Origin of the sequence: Streptomyces sp. NPDC096013 (genome assembly GCF_044763565.1) — a bacterium.
In the GTDB taxonomy this organism is placed as follows: Bacteria; Actinomycetota; Actinomycetes; order Streptomycetales; family Streptomycetaceae; genus Streptomyces.
The window spans coordinates 138,215-153,881 of sequence record NZ_JBIWGK010000017.1 but is presented as its reverse complement, the minus strand read 5'-3'; the positions used below and the strand labels follow the sequence as shown (position 1 = coordinate 153,881).

The window sequence follows — 15,667 nt, the reverse complement described above, 5'->3', positions numbered from 1 at the left end:
GCCAGATGAGCCAGGCGGCACAGAACCTCAACTGGTTGATAACCAACTTCGTGGACAACACCCCGGGTGTGTCCCACACCGTCGTCGTGTCGGCCGACGGACTCCTTCTGGCCATGTCGGAAGGGTTCCCGCGCGACCGCGCAGACCAGCTCGCGGCCGTGGCCTCCGGGCTCACCTCGCTGACGGCCGGGGCGTCCCGGATCTTCGAGGGCGGCGACGTGGCACAGACGGTCGTAGAGATGGAGCGGGGATTCCTCTTCCTCATGTCCGTCTCGGACGGCTCGTCCCTGGCCGTGCTCGCACACCCCGAGTGCGACATCGGCCTCGTGGGCTACGAGATGGCACTCCTCGTCGACCGTGCAGGGGCGGTCCTCACACCGGATCTGCGCGCCGAACTCCAGGGCAGTCTGCTTCACTGACCGGCCCCGGTACCACCCGTCTCACCAAATCACCGTCCGGCCGCCACAATCCCCCCACCGGCCCTGTCAGACGGCTAGCCCGACCGACTTGCTGTCCCGCCCGGAGGATTCATGACCCCGCCCACCGCCTCTCATGATCCGTACGCCGAGCCGTACGGGGACGAGGGCGACCAGCCGCTGGTACGTCCGTATGCGATGACCGGCGGCCGGACCCGGCCGCGCTACCAGCTCGCCATAGAGGCCCTGATCAGCACCACGGCCGATCCGGCAGCGCTGATGGGACTGCTCCCTGAGCACCAGCGCATCTGCCACCTGTGCCGCGAGGTCAAGTCGGTCGCGGAGGTGTCGGCACTCCTCGCCATGCCCCTCGGTGTGGCCAGGATCCTCGTCGCGGACCTCGCCGAGGCCGGACTGGTGGCCATCCACCAGCCGGGCGGCGACGAGAACAACGGCGGCGCACCGGACGTGACGCTGCTCGAAAGGGTGCTCAGTGGACTTCGCAAGCTCTGACGGAGGGCGGGCGACCACCTCCGCGAAGATCGTGGTGGCGGGTGGCTTCGGCGTCGGCAAGACCACGTTCGTGGGTGCCGTCTCGGAGATCAACCCGCTGCGCACGGAGGCCGTCATGACGTCCGCCAGCGCGGGCATCGACGACCTCACCCACACCGGGGACAAGACCACCACCACGGTGGCCATGGACTTCGGACGCATCACCCTGGACCAGGACCTGATCCTGTACCTCTTCGGTACGCCGGGTCAGGACCGCTTCTGGTTCATGTGGGACGACCTGGTGCGCGGCGCGATCGGCGCCGTGGTCCTGGTCGACACCCGTCGTCTCGCCGACTGCTTCCCCGCGGTCGACTACTTCGAGAACTCGGGTCTGCCCTTCGTCATCGCCCTCAACGGCTTCGACGGGCACCAGCCGTACTCTCCGGAGGAGGTGCGCGAGGCGCTACAGATCGGTCCGGACGCGCCGATCATCACGACGGACGCCCGGCACCGCTCGGACGCGAAGAGTGCGCTGATCACGCTGGTCGAGCACGCACTCATGGCCCGGCTGCGCTAGCTTCGGCCGACCCTGACGCACTGCTCAAGTCGATAGCGATGTACGGCAGTTGTCGTAGACACTCCGGAGCCGACTGTGGCCTTTGACACGGTCGGCCCCGGTGTTCATAACGTTTCGGCAGAGGAATCGGGTGGTATCGCAACGCGTCGCGGTCATCCGGTGTCGCTGCGCTAACAAAGCCCCGTCTTTTGACGGGGCTCGCTCTTTATGACCGTTTTATCTGGGGCTTACATCACTCGGAATCCGCGGTTCCGACTGTTTGGAATCGCGGATGCCGACGTGCTGGAATGCGTGAACTGCCCAATAGTCAACGACGTACTGATAGGCAGAGGTCGTTGACGGGCTTGAGACACTGCGGCACGAGGATAGGTGCCGACCGCCGGAAGGTTGTTGGTCGAGTGAGGCGAAGCAAGAACGGTCCCGAGCCGTCGGCCCGGGGCAACTTCACCCCGCCGCCGCGCGGAGCGGCGCCCGCCCCTGTGCCAGGCTCGGAGCCCTCGGCACCGCCCCCTCCGAGCGGCAGCCGGCTCTCCCCGCGGAACTGGCGGGTACCGACCCGGCTGAACGCGATCCTGCTCATACCCGTGGTGGTCGGCCTCGTCATGGGCGGCTTCCAGGTGCGGAGCTCGATCGACACCTGGCAGAACGCCGAGGACGCGGAGAAGACCGCCCGCCTGGTGCAGGCCGCCCTCAACTACGGCGACGCGCTGTACGTCGAGCGCGACAGCAGCGCCGCCCCCCTGCTCCTGGGCAACGACAAGGCGACGGTCACCGCGGTCCGCAAGAACACCGACCAGGCCGCCGACGCCTTCGACGCCGCCGCCCAGAACATGCCCCAGACCGCCGGTCTGAAGCGCCGTCTGAAACTCTTCCGCGCCGAGGAGCCCACCCTCCAGTCGCTGCGCGCGGCCGCGTACACCACCAAGCTCACCGGTGTGCAGACCGAAGAGGGCTACACGGAGATCGCCCACCCCCTGATGGAGTTCGCCAACGAACTCGGTCTGGGCACCGGCAACATCACCAGCTACGGCCGTACCGTCTACGCGATCTCGCTCACCAAGGCCGCGCTGTCGCTGGACCGCTCGATCGGCATGCACATGCTGGTCAAGCCGGGTCCCGACGCCGGGAACCTGGCCAGCCAGCGGGTCGCCCTCTCGTCGTACGCCTATCTCGAGCGCATCGCCATCGAGGAGTACACCGGTGGTGGCACCCAGGCCGACGCCGACAAGCTCGCGGCGGCCCAGAAGAAGATGACGACCGACGGCGCGGCCATGGTCCAGCAGGCCAAGGCCAAGGACCCGAACTACGTGGCCCCGCCCGCCGATCCGACCACGATGGTCACCGCGCTCGCGACCCTCGGCGGCACCGACGCCTCCTACCGCGAGGCGCTCGCCACGAAGGGCATCACCGCGCAGAACTGGTGGGCGGTCACGACCCTCCAGTACAACGCGTATCACAAGATCGAGTCCGACCTCGCCGACACCGCGGTGAGCGAGGCCGCCAACATCGCGGACGATGCCAAGCAGTCGGCGATCATCACCGGTGCCGCCGTCGTGGTCGCGCTGCTCGCCGCGTTCATCCTGGCCGGCATGGTCGCCCGCCAGATGAGCCGCGCGATGCGCCAGCTGCGCAACGCCGCCTTCGGGATCGCCGAGCAGCGCCTGCCGATGCTGGTCGACCAGCTCTCGCGCACCGACCCCGGCCGCGTGGACACCCGCGTCCAGCCGATCCCCATCACCACCACGGACGAGATCGGCGAAGTCGCCCGCGCCTTCGACCAGGTCCACCGCGAGGCCGTACGACTGGCCGCCGAGCAGGCCCTCCTGCGCGGCAACATCAACGCGATCTTCACCAACCTGTCGCGCCGCAACCAGTCGTTGATCGAGGGCCAGCTGACCCTGATCACCGACCTGGAGAACAACGAGGCCGACCCGGACCAGCTGGAGAACCTCTTCCGGCTGGACCACCTCGCGACCCGTATGCGCCGCAACGGCGAGAACCTCCTGGTCCTCGCGGGCGAGGAGCCCGGCCGCCGCTGGGACCAGCCGGTCCCGCTGGTGGACGTGCTGCGCGCCGCCTCCTCCGAGGTGGAGCAGTACGAGCGCATCGAGCTGTCGGGCGTCCCGGAGGCCGAGATCCACGGCCGCGCCGTGACCGACCTCGTGCACCTGCTCGCCGAGCTGCTGGAGAACGCGACGACGTTCTCCTCCCCGCAGACCAAGGTTCGTGTGACGGCCACCCGGCTCCCGGACGGCCGCGTCATGATCGAGATCCACGACAAGGGCATCGGCCTCACCGCCGAGGACTTCGCGGACATCAACCACAAGCTGGCCAACCCGCCGACCGTGGACGTCGCGATCTCCCAGCGCATGGGCCTGTTCGTGGTCGGCCGCCTCTCCGACCGGCACGGCATCCGCGTCCAGCTCCGCCCCTCGGGCGAGCAGGCCGGCACCACCTCGCTGGTCATGCTGCCGGACGCGATCACCCATGGTGGCGGTGGCGAATCCCAGCTCCAGCGCGACGAGTTCACCGTCTCGCAGATCATGCCGGAGCAGTCGCAGCAGCAGTTCCAGGGCGAGGACTTCAACCACGCCCCGATGCGCACGGCGGCCGAACTCGGCTTCGACGACACCCGCTACTCCGAGGTGCCGGACGACATCCGCGAGCTGGACCCGGTGGGCCGCTCGCTGATGCGCGAGGAGCGCCGCGCGGCCCTGGAGACCCAGAAGCCGGGCCAGGAGTCCGAGGCCGGCGACTACCCGGAGTTCACCGAGTTCGACGAGCCCCAGCAGCAGCCGTACGGCAACGGCCAGCAGGGCTACCAGGACCAGCCGACGGGCTTCACCGGCCGGCCGGCGTACGAGGAGCAGCAGCAGACGTCGTACGACGAGCCGCAGCAGCCCACGTACGACGAGCAGTACTTCGCGCCGAACGGCGGGCTGCCGCAGGGCGACGCCTTCCCCGACTCCTTCCCGTCGAACGGCGGTTACCCGGAGCCGGGTTACGCGGAGCCGGCGCGGGAGGAGCACGCGTCCGCGCACCCCGCGGCCCCGGAGACGTATCCGGGCTTCGAAGAGCCGTCCTACCAGGACGACTGGCCGCAGCAGGACGGCTACCGCAACGGGTATCCGGACCAGTACGCTCCGGAAGCGGAGTCGACGCAGGCCGCTGACGTCAGTGAGCGGGACCACGTAGGCTTCGAGCGTCCGGGACCGGCGCCCTCCGCCGTGCACGCGCTGACCGACGCCGGACTGCCGCGCCGCGGTTCGGCCGCGAGCGGCACGAACGGCTCGGGGCCCGCGCAGCAGGGGCCGTCGGCCGCGCCGGAGAGCAAGGTCGACGTCTTCGGCACCGCGAACGGCGGCACCGGCACCGTGGACTGGCGGTCGGCGAACGACGAGCGCTGGCAGCAGGCCTCGGCGCTGAAGAAGCCGAAGGCGGGCGGGGTCACCTCCTCCGGCCTGCCGCGGCGGGTACCCAAGGCCAACCTGGTCGAGGGCACCGCCGAGAGCACTCCCCAGGGCGGCCCCCAGGTCTCCCGCGCTCCCGAGGACATCCGGGGCAGGCTGAGCAACCTGCGCCGCGGGGTCCAGCGGGGACGCAGCGAAGGCAGCGAAACGAACGGTCAGGGCTTCGGCTCTGACAGCACCTACAACCAGGAGCGTTAGTGTGAGCCCGATGAGCCAGGCGGCGCAGAACCTGAACTGGTTGATCACCAACTTCGTGGACAACACCCCGGGGGTGTCCCACACGGTGGTGGTCTCCGCCGACGGACTCCTTCTGGCGATGTCCGAAGGGTTCCCGCGCGACCGTGCCGACCAGTTGGCGGCCGTAGCGTCGGGTCTTACCTCGCTGACCGCCGGTGCCTCGCGCATCTTCGAGGGCGGCAGCGTGAATCAGACGGTTGTGGAGATGGAGCGGGGATTCCTGTTCATCATGTCCGTATCCGATGGTTCCTCGCTCGCGGTTCTCGCGCACCCCGAGGCGGACATCGGCCTCATTGGGTACGAGATGGCCCTTCTGGTGGACCGCGCCGGCACTGTTCTGACCCCAGACCTTCGAGCTGAGCTCCAGGGGAGCCTTCTCAACTAACAGACGGACGGTGCGTTTTGGCGTCCCGAGGCCATAAGGTTTCGGGACGCGGCTCCACATTGATGGGTGCCCGGCACAGTCGGAGGAGGAGAAAGTGGCAACACCCCCAGGCGGTTCGTCTTCGGGCAACTGGTCGTACGGTCCCGGCCAGGGACAGGGCGACGGTTCCCAGAACCGGTACAACTTCCCCTCTTCCCCTTCCCCGCGCCGCCAGCCGTACCCGCAGGGCCCCGGTCCTTCGCCGTACGACCAGCCGCCGGCGCCGCGGATCCAGCCGGTGCAGCCCCATCGACGCTCCCCCGAGTCGGCGCCCGCGGGGTCGACGAGCAATCCCCTGGTGCGTCCCTACGCCATGACCGGCGGCCGGACGCGCCCCCGCTACCAGCTCGCCATCGAGGCGCTGGTGCACACCACCGCGCAGCCGCACCAGATGCAGGGCCAGTTGCCCGAGCATCAGCGGATCTGCAACCTCTGCCGGGAGATCAAGTCGGTGGCCGAGATCTCGGCCCTCCTGACGATCCCTCTCGGTGTGGCCAGGATCCTCGTCGCCGACTTGGCGGAGGCGGGCCTGGTCGCCATTCATCAGCCCGGCGGCGACGAGAACGCCGGCGGCCAGCCAGACGTGACACTGCTCGAAAGGGTGCTCAGTGGACTTCGCAAGCTCTAGCGGCGGTCCTTCCCGCTCCACCACCTCGGCGAAGATCGTGGTGGCGGGTGGCTTCGGCGTGGGCAAGACCACGTTCGTCGGGGCCGTCTCGGAGATCAACCCGCTGCGTACCGAGGCCGTGATGACGTCCGCGTCGGCGGGCATCGACGACCTCACCCACACCGGAGACAAGACGACCACGACGGTCGCCATGGACTTCGGACGCATCACCCTGGACCAGGACCTGATCCTGTACCTGTTCGGCACGCCCGGTCAGGACCGCTTCTGGTTCATGTGGGACGACCTGGTGCGCGGCGCGATCGGCGCGATCGTGCTCGTGGACACCCGTCGTCTCGCCGACTGCTTCCCCGCGGTCGACTACTTCGAGAACTCGGGTCTGCCCTTCGTCATCGCCCTCAACGGCTTCGACGGCCAGCAGCCGTACAACCCGGACGAGGTCCGCGAGGCCCTTCAGATCGGCCCGGACACCCCGATCATCACCACCGATGCCCGCCACCGCGCGGACGCCAAGTCGGCTCTGATCACGTTGGTCGAGCACGCGCTGATGGCACGCCTGCGGTAGGGCGCGGACGGCTACTGGGTTGCCTGTAACGGTAGTTGACCGTCTGTCGGGTAGTTCGTGGCTGGCTCCTCGCGCAGTTCCCCGCGCCCCTGTGGGGCGCTTTCGCTGACGCTTCCCGAAGGGTCCCTCTTGTTGTCGAGAGGGACCCTTCGCCGTGCCCTGCCGGCCCGCGCGCTGCCGCTCAGGCCGGATCTGAGCGGCTGGGAGGAGTCCGGGGCGCCGGCCCGGGATGCGGGTGGAATCGGCACCGGGCGGGGCGTCCAGGGCCCTGCTGCGGGGCGAGGCGGACTCCGGCACGACCACACCTCTGCGCAAGAGCCTCCTCATCGGCTCACCCGCAAACACCAGCGACCCCGCCCTCCCAAGGGAGAGCGGGGTCGCCGTGAACGCGCTGAACGCCTCAGTGCCAGCTGTGCGGGGCCCGGAATCCGCCCTCGCGCTCCAACCGGCGCCAGCCGGCCTTGGGGAGCGGGCGGTGGGCCGGGGCCTCGGCAGGGGCGGCCGCGGCGCGGGCCAGGAGGATGGCCGTGATGGCGGCGACTTCCTCGGGCTCGGCGTGGCCCTTCTCGACACGAATGTCAGGGGTGCTCATAGGTCTCAGTCTCCGTGAGAGAGGTTTCCGCGGAAGGACCGCGAAGGATCCGCTGGGTTACTGCGGGGGGTTGCCGTGCTTGCGGGAGGGCAGGTCCGCGTGCTTGGTGTGCAGCATCGCGAGCGACCTGATGAGTACTTCGCGGGTCTCGGCGGGGTCGATGACGTCGTCGACGAGTCCGCGCTCGGCCGCGTAGTACGGGTGCATCAGCTCGGACTTGTACTCCTTGACCATGCGCGTCCGCATCGCCTCGGGGTCCTCGGCGTCGGCGATCTGGCGGCGGAAGATGACGTTGGCGGCGCCTTCGGCGCCCATCACGGCGATCTCGTTGGTGGGCCAGGCGTAGGTGAGGTCGGCGCCGATGGACTGGCTGTCCATGACGATGTAGGCACCTCCGTACGCCTTGCGCAGGATGAGCGAAATCCTCGGCACGGTGGCGTTGCAGTACGCGTAGAGCAGCTTCGCTCCGTGCCGGATGATTCCGCCGTGTTCCTGGTCGACGCCGGGAAGGAATCCCGGAACGTCCAGGAACGTAACGATCGGAATGTTAAAAGCGTCACACATCTGGACAAAGCGCGCAGCTTTTTCGCTGGCCTCGATGTCCAGGACCCCCGCGAGGCTCTGCGGCTGGTTGGCGACGATGCCGACGACCTGGCCGTCGAGGCGGGCCAGCGCGCAGATGATGTTGCGGGCCCAGCGCTCGTGGACCTCCAGGTAGTCGCCGTCGTCGACGATCTCCTCGATGACCTTGGCCATGTCGTACGGCCGGTTGCCGTCGGCCGGGACCAGGTCCAGCAGGATGTCCGAGCGGCGGTCGGCCTCGTCGCTCGACTCGGCGCGCGGCGGGTTCTCCCGGTTGTTCTGCGGGAGCATCGACAGGAGGTAGCGCACCTCGGCGAGGCAGGTCTCCTCGTCGTCGTAGGCGAAGTGGCAGACGCCGGAGGTCTCGGCGTGCACGTCGGCACCGCCGAGGCCGTTCTGCGTGATCTCCTCGCCGGTGACCGCCTTGACGACGTCCGGGCCGGTGATGAACATCTGCGAGGTCTCGCGGACCATGAAGACGAAGTCGGTGAGGGCGGGACTGTAGGCCGCGCCGCCCGCGCACGGGCCGAGCATCACGCTGATCTGCGGGATGACGCCGGAGGCCTTGGTGTTGCGCTGGAAGATGCCGCCGTAGCCGGCGAGGGCGGAGACGCCCTCCTGGATACGGGCGCCGGCGCCGTCGTTCAGGGAGACCAGGGGCGCGCCGGCCGCGATGGCCATGTCCATGATCTTGTGGATCTTCGTGGCGTGGGCCTCGCCCAGGGCGCCGCCGAAGATACGGAAGTCGTGCGCGTAGACGAAGACCGTGCGGCCCTCGACCGTGCCCCAGCCGGTGATGACACCGTCGGTGTACGGCTTCTTGGCCTCCAGACCGAAGCCCACGGCGCGGTGCCGGCGCAGCTGCTCGACCTCACGGAAGGACCCGGGGTCGAGGAGCAGGTCGATGCGCTCCCGACCGGTCAGCTTCCCCTTGGCGTGCTGCGCCTCGGTCGCCTTCTCGCTCGGGCCGGCCAGTGCCCGCGCACGGATCTCGTGCAGCTCGGCCACTCGCCCTCGCGCGTCCGTCGGCTCACCCGGCGCCTCATCCAAAACGGTCATGTACCGACCCTACGAAGGACACCAACGAAAGGGCGCCGTCGACTCTGCACAGTCTCCGGCCCGTTTTCCTGGCACCCCTGAACAGAACCTCACCGGTATGCAGCCGTTCCGACTGCTCACGGGGCATGCTGGTTGTAGGGGTTACACAAAGCTGACAGCTGAGAGCCACCTCACATTCACCTCGGGCGGATGCCATCACCGGAGTGATTCTCGCGTTGCCGGGAGCGCCGGGAGAGCGTACTCGTAGAAGTGGCCCGTAGTAGTTGGCTCAACACCCTGCGGATGATGTTGAAAATTGAATGGAATAGGTCTACGGTCCTTCTTGTTCACTTCGTTGAACGTTCAACAGATTCGATCCAGCACGCTTCCCGTCCCCCTTAGGAGCACGTCATGGGCATCTTCGGCCGCAAGAGCGACGACACCGACGCCACCTCGGCACCCGCCGTCGCCAACCCCGACCTGGCCGCGCTGACCGGCGACTACACGATCGACCCGGCGCACACCACGCTCGGCTTCACCGCCCGGCACGCGATGGTCACCAACGTCAAGGGCAAGTTCCTCGACTTCTCCGGCACGCTGCACCTGGACGGTTCAGACCCGAGCAAGTCCACCGCGTCGCTGGACGTCAAGATGGACAGCATCGACACCGGCTCGCCGGACCGCGACGGTCACCTCAAGAGCTCGGACTTCTTCAAGACGGACGAGTTCCCGTCGATGACCTTCCGCTCCACCTCCGCCGAGTCCCTCGGTGGCGACGACTACCGCATCACCGGTGACCTGGAGATCCTCGGCACCACCAAGCCGCTCACCATCGACCTGGAGTTCAACGGCGCGGCCAAGGACCCGTTCGGCAACGAGCGCGTCGGCTTCGAGGGCAAGGCCGAGATCCTGCGCTCCGACTTCGGCCTCACGTGGAACGCGACGCTGGAGACCGGTGGCGTCCTCGTCTCCGAGAAGATCAAGCTGAACTTCGACATCTCGGCGATCAAGAACGCCTGAGGTCCAGCCACACCGCCAGATCCTCGATCTCGGCGTCCACGGCATCGGCGATGCTCCTGCTGAACTCCACGTCCTGATGGACGGCGTTCACCAGGAGCACGCCGGCCTTGCGGTCGGCGGTGGCGTCGAGCTTCCCGACGAGCCGGTCGCCGTAGAGGATCGGCAGTGCGAAGTATCCCCAGCGGCGCTTCTCGGCCGGCTTGTACATCTCCAACTGGTAGTCGTAGCCGAAGAGTTCGGTGGTGCGCTTCCGGTCGTGGAGCAGCCGGTCGAAGGGCGACAGCAGTGCGGCCCGCCCGCTGAACGGCCGGTCGAGGTAGGCCGGATCGACCCGCCACTCCCCCTTCACCCCTGCTACGACGGCGGCTTCACCGGCGTCGCCGACGACAGCGGGTTCGACCGGGAGTGCGGTGCCGGTGGCCCGGGCGATCCCGAGGGCGCGCAGCCGCCGTTCGTTCCGCCGTCGGCGGGCTTCGTCGACCGGTACGGCGGGTTCGTCCGGGTAGACGCGTGCGGCCAGGTCCCACAGCCGCTCCCGCCCCGCCCGCCCCGCGACGGCGACCTCTACCCGCAGCACCATCAGCTCCAGCAACTGGCTGACGTTGCGGTGGTGCGTCCACCCCGACGACTTCCACGGCACCGCGCACGTGTCGGGCAACTCCCGTGAGGTGAGCGGCCCTTGACTTCCGAGCCGGTCCAGAATGTCCCGTCTGCACGCGTCGTTCGCGGCGACCCACTCGCGGTAGTGCTTCGACTCCCTCTCCCACACGGCCATGTCGGCGCGGTACAGCGCCAGGTCCTCGCTCGGACGGATCATCGCGCGCAGTTCGAGGAGGGTCCGGTTCGCGAGCGCGGTGGTGAGGTCTTCCCGGGCGTACGCCGAGCCGAGGCGACTCCACGCGACCAAGTCGGCGTTCGGGGCGATCACGGCGGTGGGGTCGATCTGGAGAAGCGTCAACTGTCGTACGACGGCATGGAGTTCCGTGGGCCGGTCGGCGTCGAGGAGTTGGGCCTGGACGGCGATTCTGCGGGCCTGGGAGCGGGTGAGCTCATGCACGGGGGCTCCACTCGACGCGTGCCGGGAGGTGGTGTGTCCTCCGCTGCCACCACTCGGGGTCGGTGGCCCGCTCGTAGTCCTTCCGCAGGCCGGCCGGGATCAGCCGCAGGTGTGGGTCGGGCGACGGTTTCTCGTTGGCCGCGGCCCACACGGAGATCTCGTCGAAGTCGGGGGCCGGTGAACCCATGATCGCGTACACCGGGAGGGGGTCCTCGGCGAGTGCGGAGCGGGGCAGGGACAGGCCGAAGCGGTCCTCGAAGACGGCCAGGCCGAGGCGCTTGCGGTCGGGGTAGTCGTCGATGCGGGACGCGCGGTAGGTCTTTCCGCCGGGGCGCAGGATTCCGGCGGCGACGAGGTCGGGCAGGAGCAGATCCGGTTCGTCCCCGAAGCGGTTGCTCTCCTCGCAGAGCCCGTATCCGCAGATGGTGCGGCCGTCGCGCGCGTACAGGACGACGGTGGGCGGGTGCTCCGAGTTGTAGTGGTAGTGGACCGCTTCAACGCCGTCCCGTGAGATGTCCGCCAGTCGGTCGAGGTAAGGCCCGTAGGTGATGGCGAACGTCCATCCCGCGTCCTCGCCGACGCGGATCACGGCGCTGCCCGGCCCTCGCTCGGGGTAGGCGTCGACGTCGAGGTGGGCCACCTCGACGTCGGTCATGGGTTCCGCCCTCGCACCGCGCGGGGCGCCCATGCGGCGTGCGAGCTCCTCGGCGCCGATGCCGCGGGCGAAGTGGACGTCCAGCATCCACCCGGAACTCGTCGTGGCACCCACCATCCACTGAAGGCCGTCGCCCACGTGCCGCCCCCTTCCGCTGCGCACAGACACCCTGCCTGTGTCTCTCGACCCTAGGACGCACCACTGACAACCCGGGCACTATGGGGGTACGGCAGTGGCTGGTGCCGCGCGGGCACGGACGGCGGGCGGGGCGAGTGGGCGACGGGGATCACATCGACATGCGGGGCAGTACGTTCTACGGCCCCGTCACCGGCAAGTCCGAGTCACCGCGCGCGGCGCCGTCGCCCACCGCGCTCTCCGCGTTGCCTGCCGCGCCGGCCGTCTTCACCGGCCGTGAGGGCGAGGTGGCCGAGCTGTTGGGTGCCCTCGATCCCGGTGCGGGTGAAGGGTCCGAGTCCGTCGTCATCTCCGCCGTCTCGGGGCTCGGCGGCGTCGGAAAGACCGCGCTGGCGTTGTCCGTCGCGCATCGGGCGCGGGGGCGGGGCTGGTTCTCCGGGGGTGCGCTCTTCGTCGATCTGCGGGGGTACGACGACGTTCCGGTGACCGCGGATCAGGCGGTGCCGGCGCTGCTGCGGGCGCTGGGGGTGGAGGACGCGGATCTGCCGCCTACCGCTGATGAGCAGTACGCGCGCTATCGGGGCGAGTTGGGTTCCCGTGACCCGGTGCTGATCGTCCTCGACAACGCCTCCGACCCGGCACAGATCGCTCCCCTGCTGCCGGGAGAAGGGGGTGGCCATCGGGTCCTGGTGACGTCCCGGGAGGTCCAGGACTCCCTTCCGGTACGGCAGTTCAGGGTCGACGGGCTGTCGCTGGACGCGTCACGGGAGCTGGTGGACCGGTCACTACGGCGCTTCGACCCCGGGGACGGTCGGGTTGCGGAGGAGCCCGAGGCCGTACGTCAACTCATCGAGCTGTGCGGCCACTTGCCCCTTGCCCTGCTGATCGTCTCGGCGTTGCTGCGGCGGCGTCGGCAGCGGCCGGTCTCCACGCTGGTGGGTGAGTTGCGGGCGGCCGGGGATCGCGTACGGGCACTGCGGGCCAAGGGAGTCGACCAGTACGGCAAGGAACTGAGTCTGCGGCCCGTGTTCGACGTGATGTACGCGCGGATGGAGCCTGAACTCGCCCGCGTCTTCGCGCTGTTGGGGCAGGCCCCCGGGGACAGTATCGGGATCGGGCCGGCGGCCAACCTGACCGGTCTGGACCCGGAGCACCTGATGCCGCTCCTCGACGAGCTGACCGCTGTCTCCCTCCTCACCGCGATCCCGGGTGACGACCGCTGGCGGATGCATGACCTCGTACGGCTCTACGCCCGCTCCGTCGCCGACGGTCCCGGATTGCGCGAGAACGCGGCCGAGGGCCGGAAGCGACTGCTGGGCTACTACTCCCAACTGGCCCTGGCGGCCAAGGCACATGTCCAGCTGCGCCCGTCCGAGGGGGCCTACTTCGAGGACCGGGAGCACGCCCTGCAATGGCTCGATTCCGAGCGCACCGGACTGCTGGCCGCCGCCGGGTGGACCGACACCGAGGACACGGAACAGCTCCACACCGTCATGTGGCTCGCCCTCTGCCTGGACAGTTACCTTGAGCGGCTACGGGCCTTCGACGACTGGGCCACCGTGGCGACGGCCGCGTGCGACGCCGCCCTCCGAGCCCGCCACGTCACCGGTGAGGCCATGGCACGGCTCTCTCTCGGCAGCGCTCTCCACTGCCTGAAGCGATTCACCGAGGCCGCGGCCGTCCAGCGGCGAGCACTGGACCTCTTCGAGCAGCTCGGCAACCGCGATGGACAGGCCATGGCGTGGAACAACCTCGGGTTCGCCCTGGAGGCGCTGGAGCGGCACGGCGACGCGATCGACGCCTACACGCGGAGCATGCGTATCAACACCACGTTGGGCCTGCGGTACGAGGTGGCCGTCGCGCACCAGAATCTCGGCCGCGTTCTGTCCCGGTCGGGTCGCCGCGACGAGGCGTGCGACGCCCTGGAAGCGGCACTCGCCACGTTCCTGGAACTCGGCGAGAAGCCGGGCGAGTCGTCGGTACGGCACACGCTCGGCATCACCTACCGCGAACTCGGCCGCCACGACGAGTCCGTCACCGCCCTCACCCGGTGTCTGGGACTGAACGCCGAACTCGGCAACTGGTACGGCAGGGCCGGGGCCTGGAGCGACCTGGGGGTGACCTGGACGGAACTCGGGCTGTACGGCAAGGCCCTCGCGGCGCACACCCGTGCCCGGGACTGGTGGGTATCCCTCGACGACGGTCGACGCGTCGCCTCCGAGGAGCGCAGGATCACCGAGCTGCGTGAGGTGACCCGGCGGAACGCTCACCCGTAGTCCACCGCGAACTCGCACCACACCACCTTCCCCGGCACCCGCTCCCCCACCCCCCACTTGTCCGCCACCGCGGCGACGAGCATCAGGCCGCGGCCGTTCTCCGCGTCCAGTGAGCGGTACGGGGTGCGGATTCCGCGGAGTTCGACGACCGTGCCGCTGTCGTGGACCTCCACGCGGAGGACGCCGTCGAGGTGGATGCGGAGACGGAGGGCGAGGCCGCGGCCCGGGGGTGCGCCGTGGAGGATCGCGTTGGTCGTCAACTCGCTTACGCAGAGCAGCACATCGTCGGTGCGGGCGGTGATCTCCCAGTCCGCCAGGGCGGTGCGGGTGAAGGTGCGGGCCAGGGCGACCGATCTGCGGTCCCTTCGGTAGAACGCCTCGCGGGTGTGGCTGCGTTGAGGTTGTTCATTCATGAGGCCACTGTCACAGGCAGTCACTATCGTGGGTCAGTGAGTGAGGTCGTATGTGTTTTCTCTACGACCTCACTACGACGACTTCGGGTGTGCGCGGGGGAAAGGGACACGCATGCAATCGGCGAAGCGGCCCAAGAAGGTCGGTACGTGGCAGGCGGTCGGCGGGCTGGTCGCCCACTTCCGGAAGAAGGCGGGGCTCACACAGGAGCGGTTCGCGGAGGTGGCGAACCTGCACATCGACACCATCAGGTCCATCGAGCAGGGGAGGCTCGCGCTCCAGGACAATCGGGCCATCGAGTTCGATGAACTGCTGGGTACGGGTGAGGCGTTGTTCGCGTTGGTGGACAAGTTGCCCGTCCGCGAGCGGATGCCGTCATTCGCGCAGGACCTCGTCGAGAACGAGCAGGAGGCGCTCAGCATCCTGTCGTATCAGAGCCTCGTGGTGCCTGGGCTCCTTCAGACCAGGGACTATTGCCGGGCCGTCTTCGAATACCGGTATCCGGCGCTCGGGGACGAGACCGCTGAGCAGTGGGTGGACAACCGGATGCAGCGGCAGCTGATCTGGCAGCGCGAACGGCCGCCGGTCGGGCACTTCATCATCGAGGAGAGCGTCCTGCGGAGGCAGGTCGGCAGTCCGGAGATCACGCGCGCGCAGATCCAGCAGATCCTGGACTTCACCGAGCCCGTGCACATGAGCATGCAGATCATGCCGACGGACCGGACACCGCACGCCTGTCTCGACGGCCCGATGGTCCTGCTGGAGACACCTGCCCACGAGCGCCTGGTGTGGCTGGAGGTACAGCGCGCGAGCTTCCTCGTCGATGATCCCGATGAGGTCAGCGACTATCACCACAAGTATGGAATGCTGCGGTCTCAGGCTCTCACTCCCTCCGAGAGTGCGCGCCTCCTGAACGGACTGCTAGGAGACTGATGAACACCGCAGCGCGGGGGCAGAACCGATCGGACGAGCTGGCGTGGTTCAAGTCCAGCTACAGCGGCAGCGAGGGCGGCGATTGCGTCGAGGTTGCCGCTCACCCCTCCGCCGTCCACGTCCGTGACTCCAAGGTCCCGGCCGGTCCCATGCTCACCGTCT

The 15,667-nt window shown here is 68.8% G+C and carries 16 protein-coding genes; 11 read left to right on the top strand and 5 right to left on the bottom strand.

Annotated elements, in window-relative coordinates; genetic code table 11:
- The first annotated feature begins 5 nt into the window (after nt 1-5).
- From ACIRB1_RS38955 to ACIRB1_RS38925, 7 genes are all read left to right on the top strand, one after another.
- Nucleotides 6-419 carry a roadblock/LC7 domain-containing protein gene (locus ACIRB1_RS38955; RefSeq protein WP_005479910.1) on the top strand — a complete coding sequence of 138 codons (414 nt, stop codon included), beginning with the start codon at nt 6-8 and terminating at the stop codon, nt 417-419.
- Nucleotides 420-530: 111 nt separating this feature from the next.
- Nucleotides 531-929 carry a DUF742 domain-containing protein gene (locus ACIRB1_RS38950; protein WP_019058642.1) on the top strand — a complete coding sequence of 133 codons (399 nt, stop codon included), beginning with the start codon at nt 531-533 and terminating at the stop codon, nt 927-929.
- Nucleotides 910-1,485 (top strand): ATP/GTP-binding protein, encoded by a 576-nt coding sequence (locus ACIRB1_RS38945; RefSeq protein ID WP_266772908.1) that lies wholly within the window; start codon nt 910-912, stop codon nt 1,483-1,485. The genes ACIRB1_RS38950 and ACIRB1_RS38945 overlap by 20 nt, the downstream gene beginning before the upstream one ends.
- A 398-nt stretch (nt 1,486-1,883) precedes the next feature.
- Nucleotides 1,884-5,153: a nitrate- and nitrite sensing domain-containing protein gene (locus ACIRB1_RS38940; RefSeq protein WP_352182303.1), complete on the top strand. Its 3,270-nt coding sequence runs from the start codon at nt 1,884-1,886 to the stop codon at nt 5,151-5,153.
- 10 nt (nt 5,154-5,163) lie between these two features.
- Complete coding sequence (locus ACIRB1_RS38935; protein WP_005479603.1) at nt 5,164-5,577, top strand: roadblock/LC7 domain-containing protein; 414 nt, start codon at nt 5,164-5,166, stop codon at nt 5,575-5,577.
- A 94-nt stretch (nt 5,578-5,671) separates the two neighbouring features.
- Nucleotides 5,672-6,244 carry a DUF742 domain-containing protein gene (locus ACIRB1_RS38930; protein ID WP_266772906.1) on the top strand — a complete coding sequence of 191 codons (573 nt, stop codon included), beginning with the start codon at nt 5,672-5,674 and terminating at the stop codon, nt 6,242-6,244.
- On the top strand, nt 6,225-6,806 hold the full coding sequence (locus tag ACIRB1_RS38925; protein ID WP_009314218.1) for an ATP/GTP-binding protein: 582 nt from the start codon (nt 6,225-6,227) through the stop codon (nt 6,804-6,806). The genes ACIRB1_RS38930 and ACIRB1_RS38925 overlap by 20 nt, the downstream gene beginning before the upstream one ends.
- 400 nt (nt 6,807-7,206) lie before the next feature.
- Here the strand turns inward: ACIRB1_RS38925 and ACIRB1_RS38920 are convergent, their stop codons facing one another.
- Nucleotides 7,207-7,398 (bottom strand): acyl-CoA carboxylase subunit epsilon, encoded by a 192-nt coding sequence (locus ACIRB1_RS38920; RefSeq protein ID WP_078652542.1) that lies wholly within the window; start codon nt 7,396-7,398, stop codon nt 7,207-7,209.
- A 57-nt stretch (nt 7,399-7,455) separates the two neighbouring features.
- Nucleotides 7,456-9,039 (bottom strand): acyl-CoA carboxylase subunit beta, encoded by a 1,584-nt coding sequence (locus ACIRB1_RS38915; protein WP_352182305.1) that lies wholly within the window; start codon nt 9,037-9,039, stop codon nt 7,456-7,458.
- A gap of 390 nt (nt 9,040-9,429) precedes the next feature.
- Between ACIRB1_RS38915 and ACIRB1_RS38910 the strand changes: the two genes are divergently transcribed.
- On the top strand, nt 9,430-10,038 hold the full coding sequence (locus ACIRB1_RS38910; protein ID WP_352182306.1) for a YceI family protein: 609 nt from the start codon (nt 9,430-9,432) through the stop codon (nt 10,036-10,038).
- Here ACIRB1_RS38910 and ACIRB1_RS38905 read toward each other — a convergent pair.
- Together ACIRB1_RS38905 and ACIRB1_RS38900 are read right to left on the bottom strand one after the other, a co-directional pair.
- Nucleotides 10,025-11,095, bottom strand: a complete 1,071-nt coding sequence (locus tag ACIRB1_RS38905) for a DNA glycosylase AlkZ-like family protein (protein WP_352182307.1) — start codon at nt 11,093-11,095, stop codon at nt 10,025-10,027. The two genes, ACIRB1_RS38910 and ACIRB1_RS38905, sit on opposite strands and share 14 nt — an antisense overlap.
- Entirely contained in the window at nt 11,088-11,888 is an 801-nt protein-coding gene (locus ACIRB1_RS38900; RefSeq protein ID WP_352182308.1) for a DUF6461 domain-containing protein, read from the bottom strand. Before ACIRB1_RS38900 ends, ACIRB1_RS38905 begins: the two co-directional genes overlap by 8 nt.
- A 158-nt stretch (nt 11,889-12,046) precedes the next feature.
- Here ACIRB1_RS38900 and ACIRB1_RS38895 point away from each other — a divergent pair, with 158 nt between their 5' ends.
- The gene (locus ACIRB1_RS38895) at nt 12,047-14,161 is read left to right on the top strand and encodes a tetratricopeptide repeat protein (protein WP_403468852.1); all 2,115 of its coding nucleotides are present in this window, start codon (nt 12,047-12,049) and stop codon (nt 14,159-14,161) included.
- Here the strand turns inward: ACIRB1_RS38895 and ACIRB1_RS38890 are convergent.
- Nucleotides 14,152-14,574, bottom strand: coding sequence for an ATP-binding protein (locus tag ACIRB1_RS38890; RefSeq protein ID WP_403468851.1), 423 nt, complete (start codon nt 14,572-14,574; stop codon nt 14,152-14,154). The genes ACIRB1_RS38895 and ACIRB1_RS38890 overlap by 10 nt on opposite strands.
- Before the next feature lie 112 nt (nt 14,575-14,686).
- Between ACIRB1_RS38890 and ACIRB1_RS38885 the strand changes: the two genes are divergently transcribed.
- Both ACIRB1_RS38885 and ACIRB1_RS38880 read left to right on the top strand, forming a co-directional pair.
- The gene (locus ACIRB1_RS38885) at nt 14,687-15,505 is read left to right on the top strand and encodes a helix-turn-helix domain-containing protein (RefSeq protein ID WP_403468850.1); all 819 of its coding nucleotides are present in this window, start codon (nt 14,687-14,689) and stop codon (nt 15,503-15,505) included.
- A partial coding sequence (locus ACIRB1_RS38880) for a DUF397 domain-containing protein (protein ID WP_403468876.1) occupies nt 15,505-15,667 on the top strand: 163 nt, incomplete at its 3' end. The genes ACIRB1_RS38885 and ACIRB1_RS38880, both read left to right, overlap by 1 nt.

Excerpts from the sequence above, each read along its gene's own strand:
- ACIRB1_RS38955 (WP_005479910.1), top strand. The coding sequence starts at position 6 with ATGAGCCAGGCGGCACAGAACCTCAACTGGTTGATAACCAACTTCGTG.
- ACIRB1_RS38950 (WP_019058642.1), top strand. The coding sequence starts at position 531 with ATGACCCCGCCCACCGCCTCTCATGATCCGTACGCCGAGCCGTACGGG.
- ACIRB1_RS38935 (WP_005479603.1), top strand. The coding sequence starts at position 5,164 with ATGAGCCAGGCGGCGCAGAACCTGAACTGGTTGATCACCAACTTCGTG.
- ACIRB1_RS38920 (WP_078652542.1), bottom strand. The coding sequence starts at position 7,398 with ATGAGCACCCCTGACATTCGTGTCGAGAAGGGCCACGCCGAGCCCGAG.
- ACIRB1_RS38915 (WP_352182305.1), bottom strand. The coding sequence starts at position 9,039 with ATGACCGTTTTGGATGAGGCGCCGGGTGAGCCGACGGACGCGCGAGGG.
- ACIRB1_RS38910 (WP_352182306.1), top strand. The coding sequence starts at position 9,430 with ATGGGCATCTTCGGCCGCAAGAGCGACGACACCGACGCCACCTCGGCA.
- ACIRB1_RS38895 (WP_403468852.1), top strand. The coding sequence starts at position 12,047 with ATGCGGGGCAGTACGTTCTACGGCCCCGTCACCGGCAAGTCCGAGTCA.
- ACIRB1_RS38890 (WP_403468851.1), bottom strand. The coding sequence starts at position 14,574 with ATGAATGAACAACCTCAACGCAGCCACACCCGCGAGGCGTTCTACCGA.
- ACIRB1_RS38885 (WP_403468850.1), top strand. The coding sequence starts at position 14,687 with ATGCAATCGGCGAAGCGGCCCAAGAAGGTCGGTACGTGGCAGGCGGTC.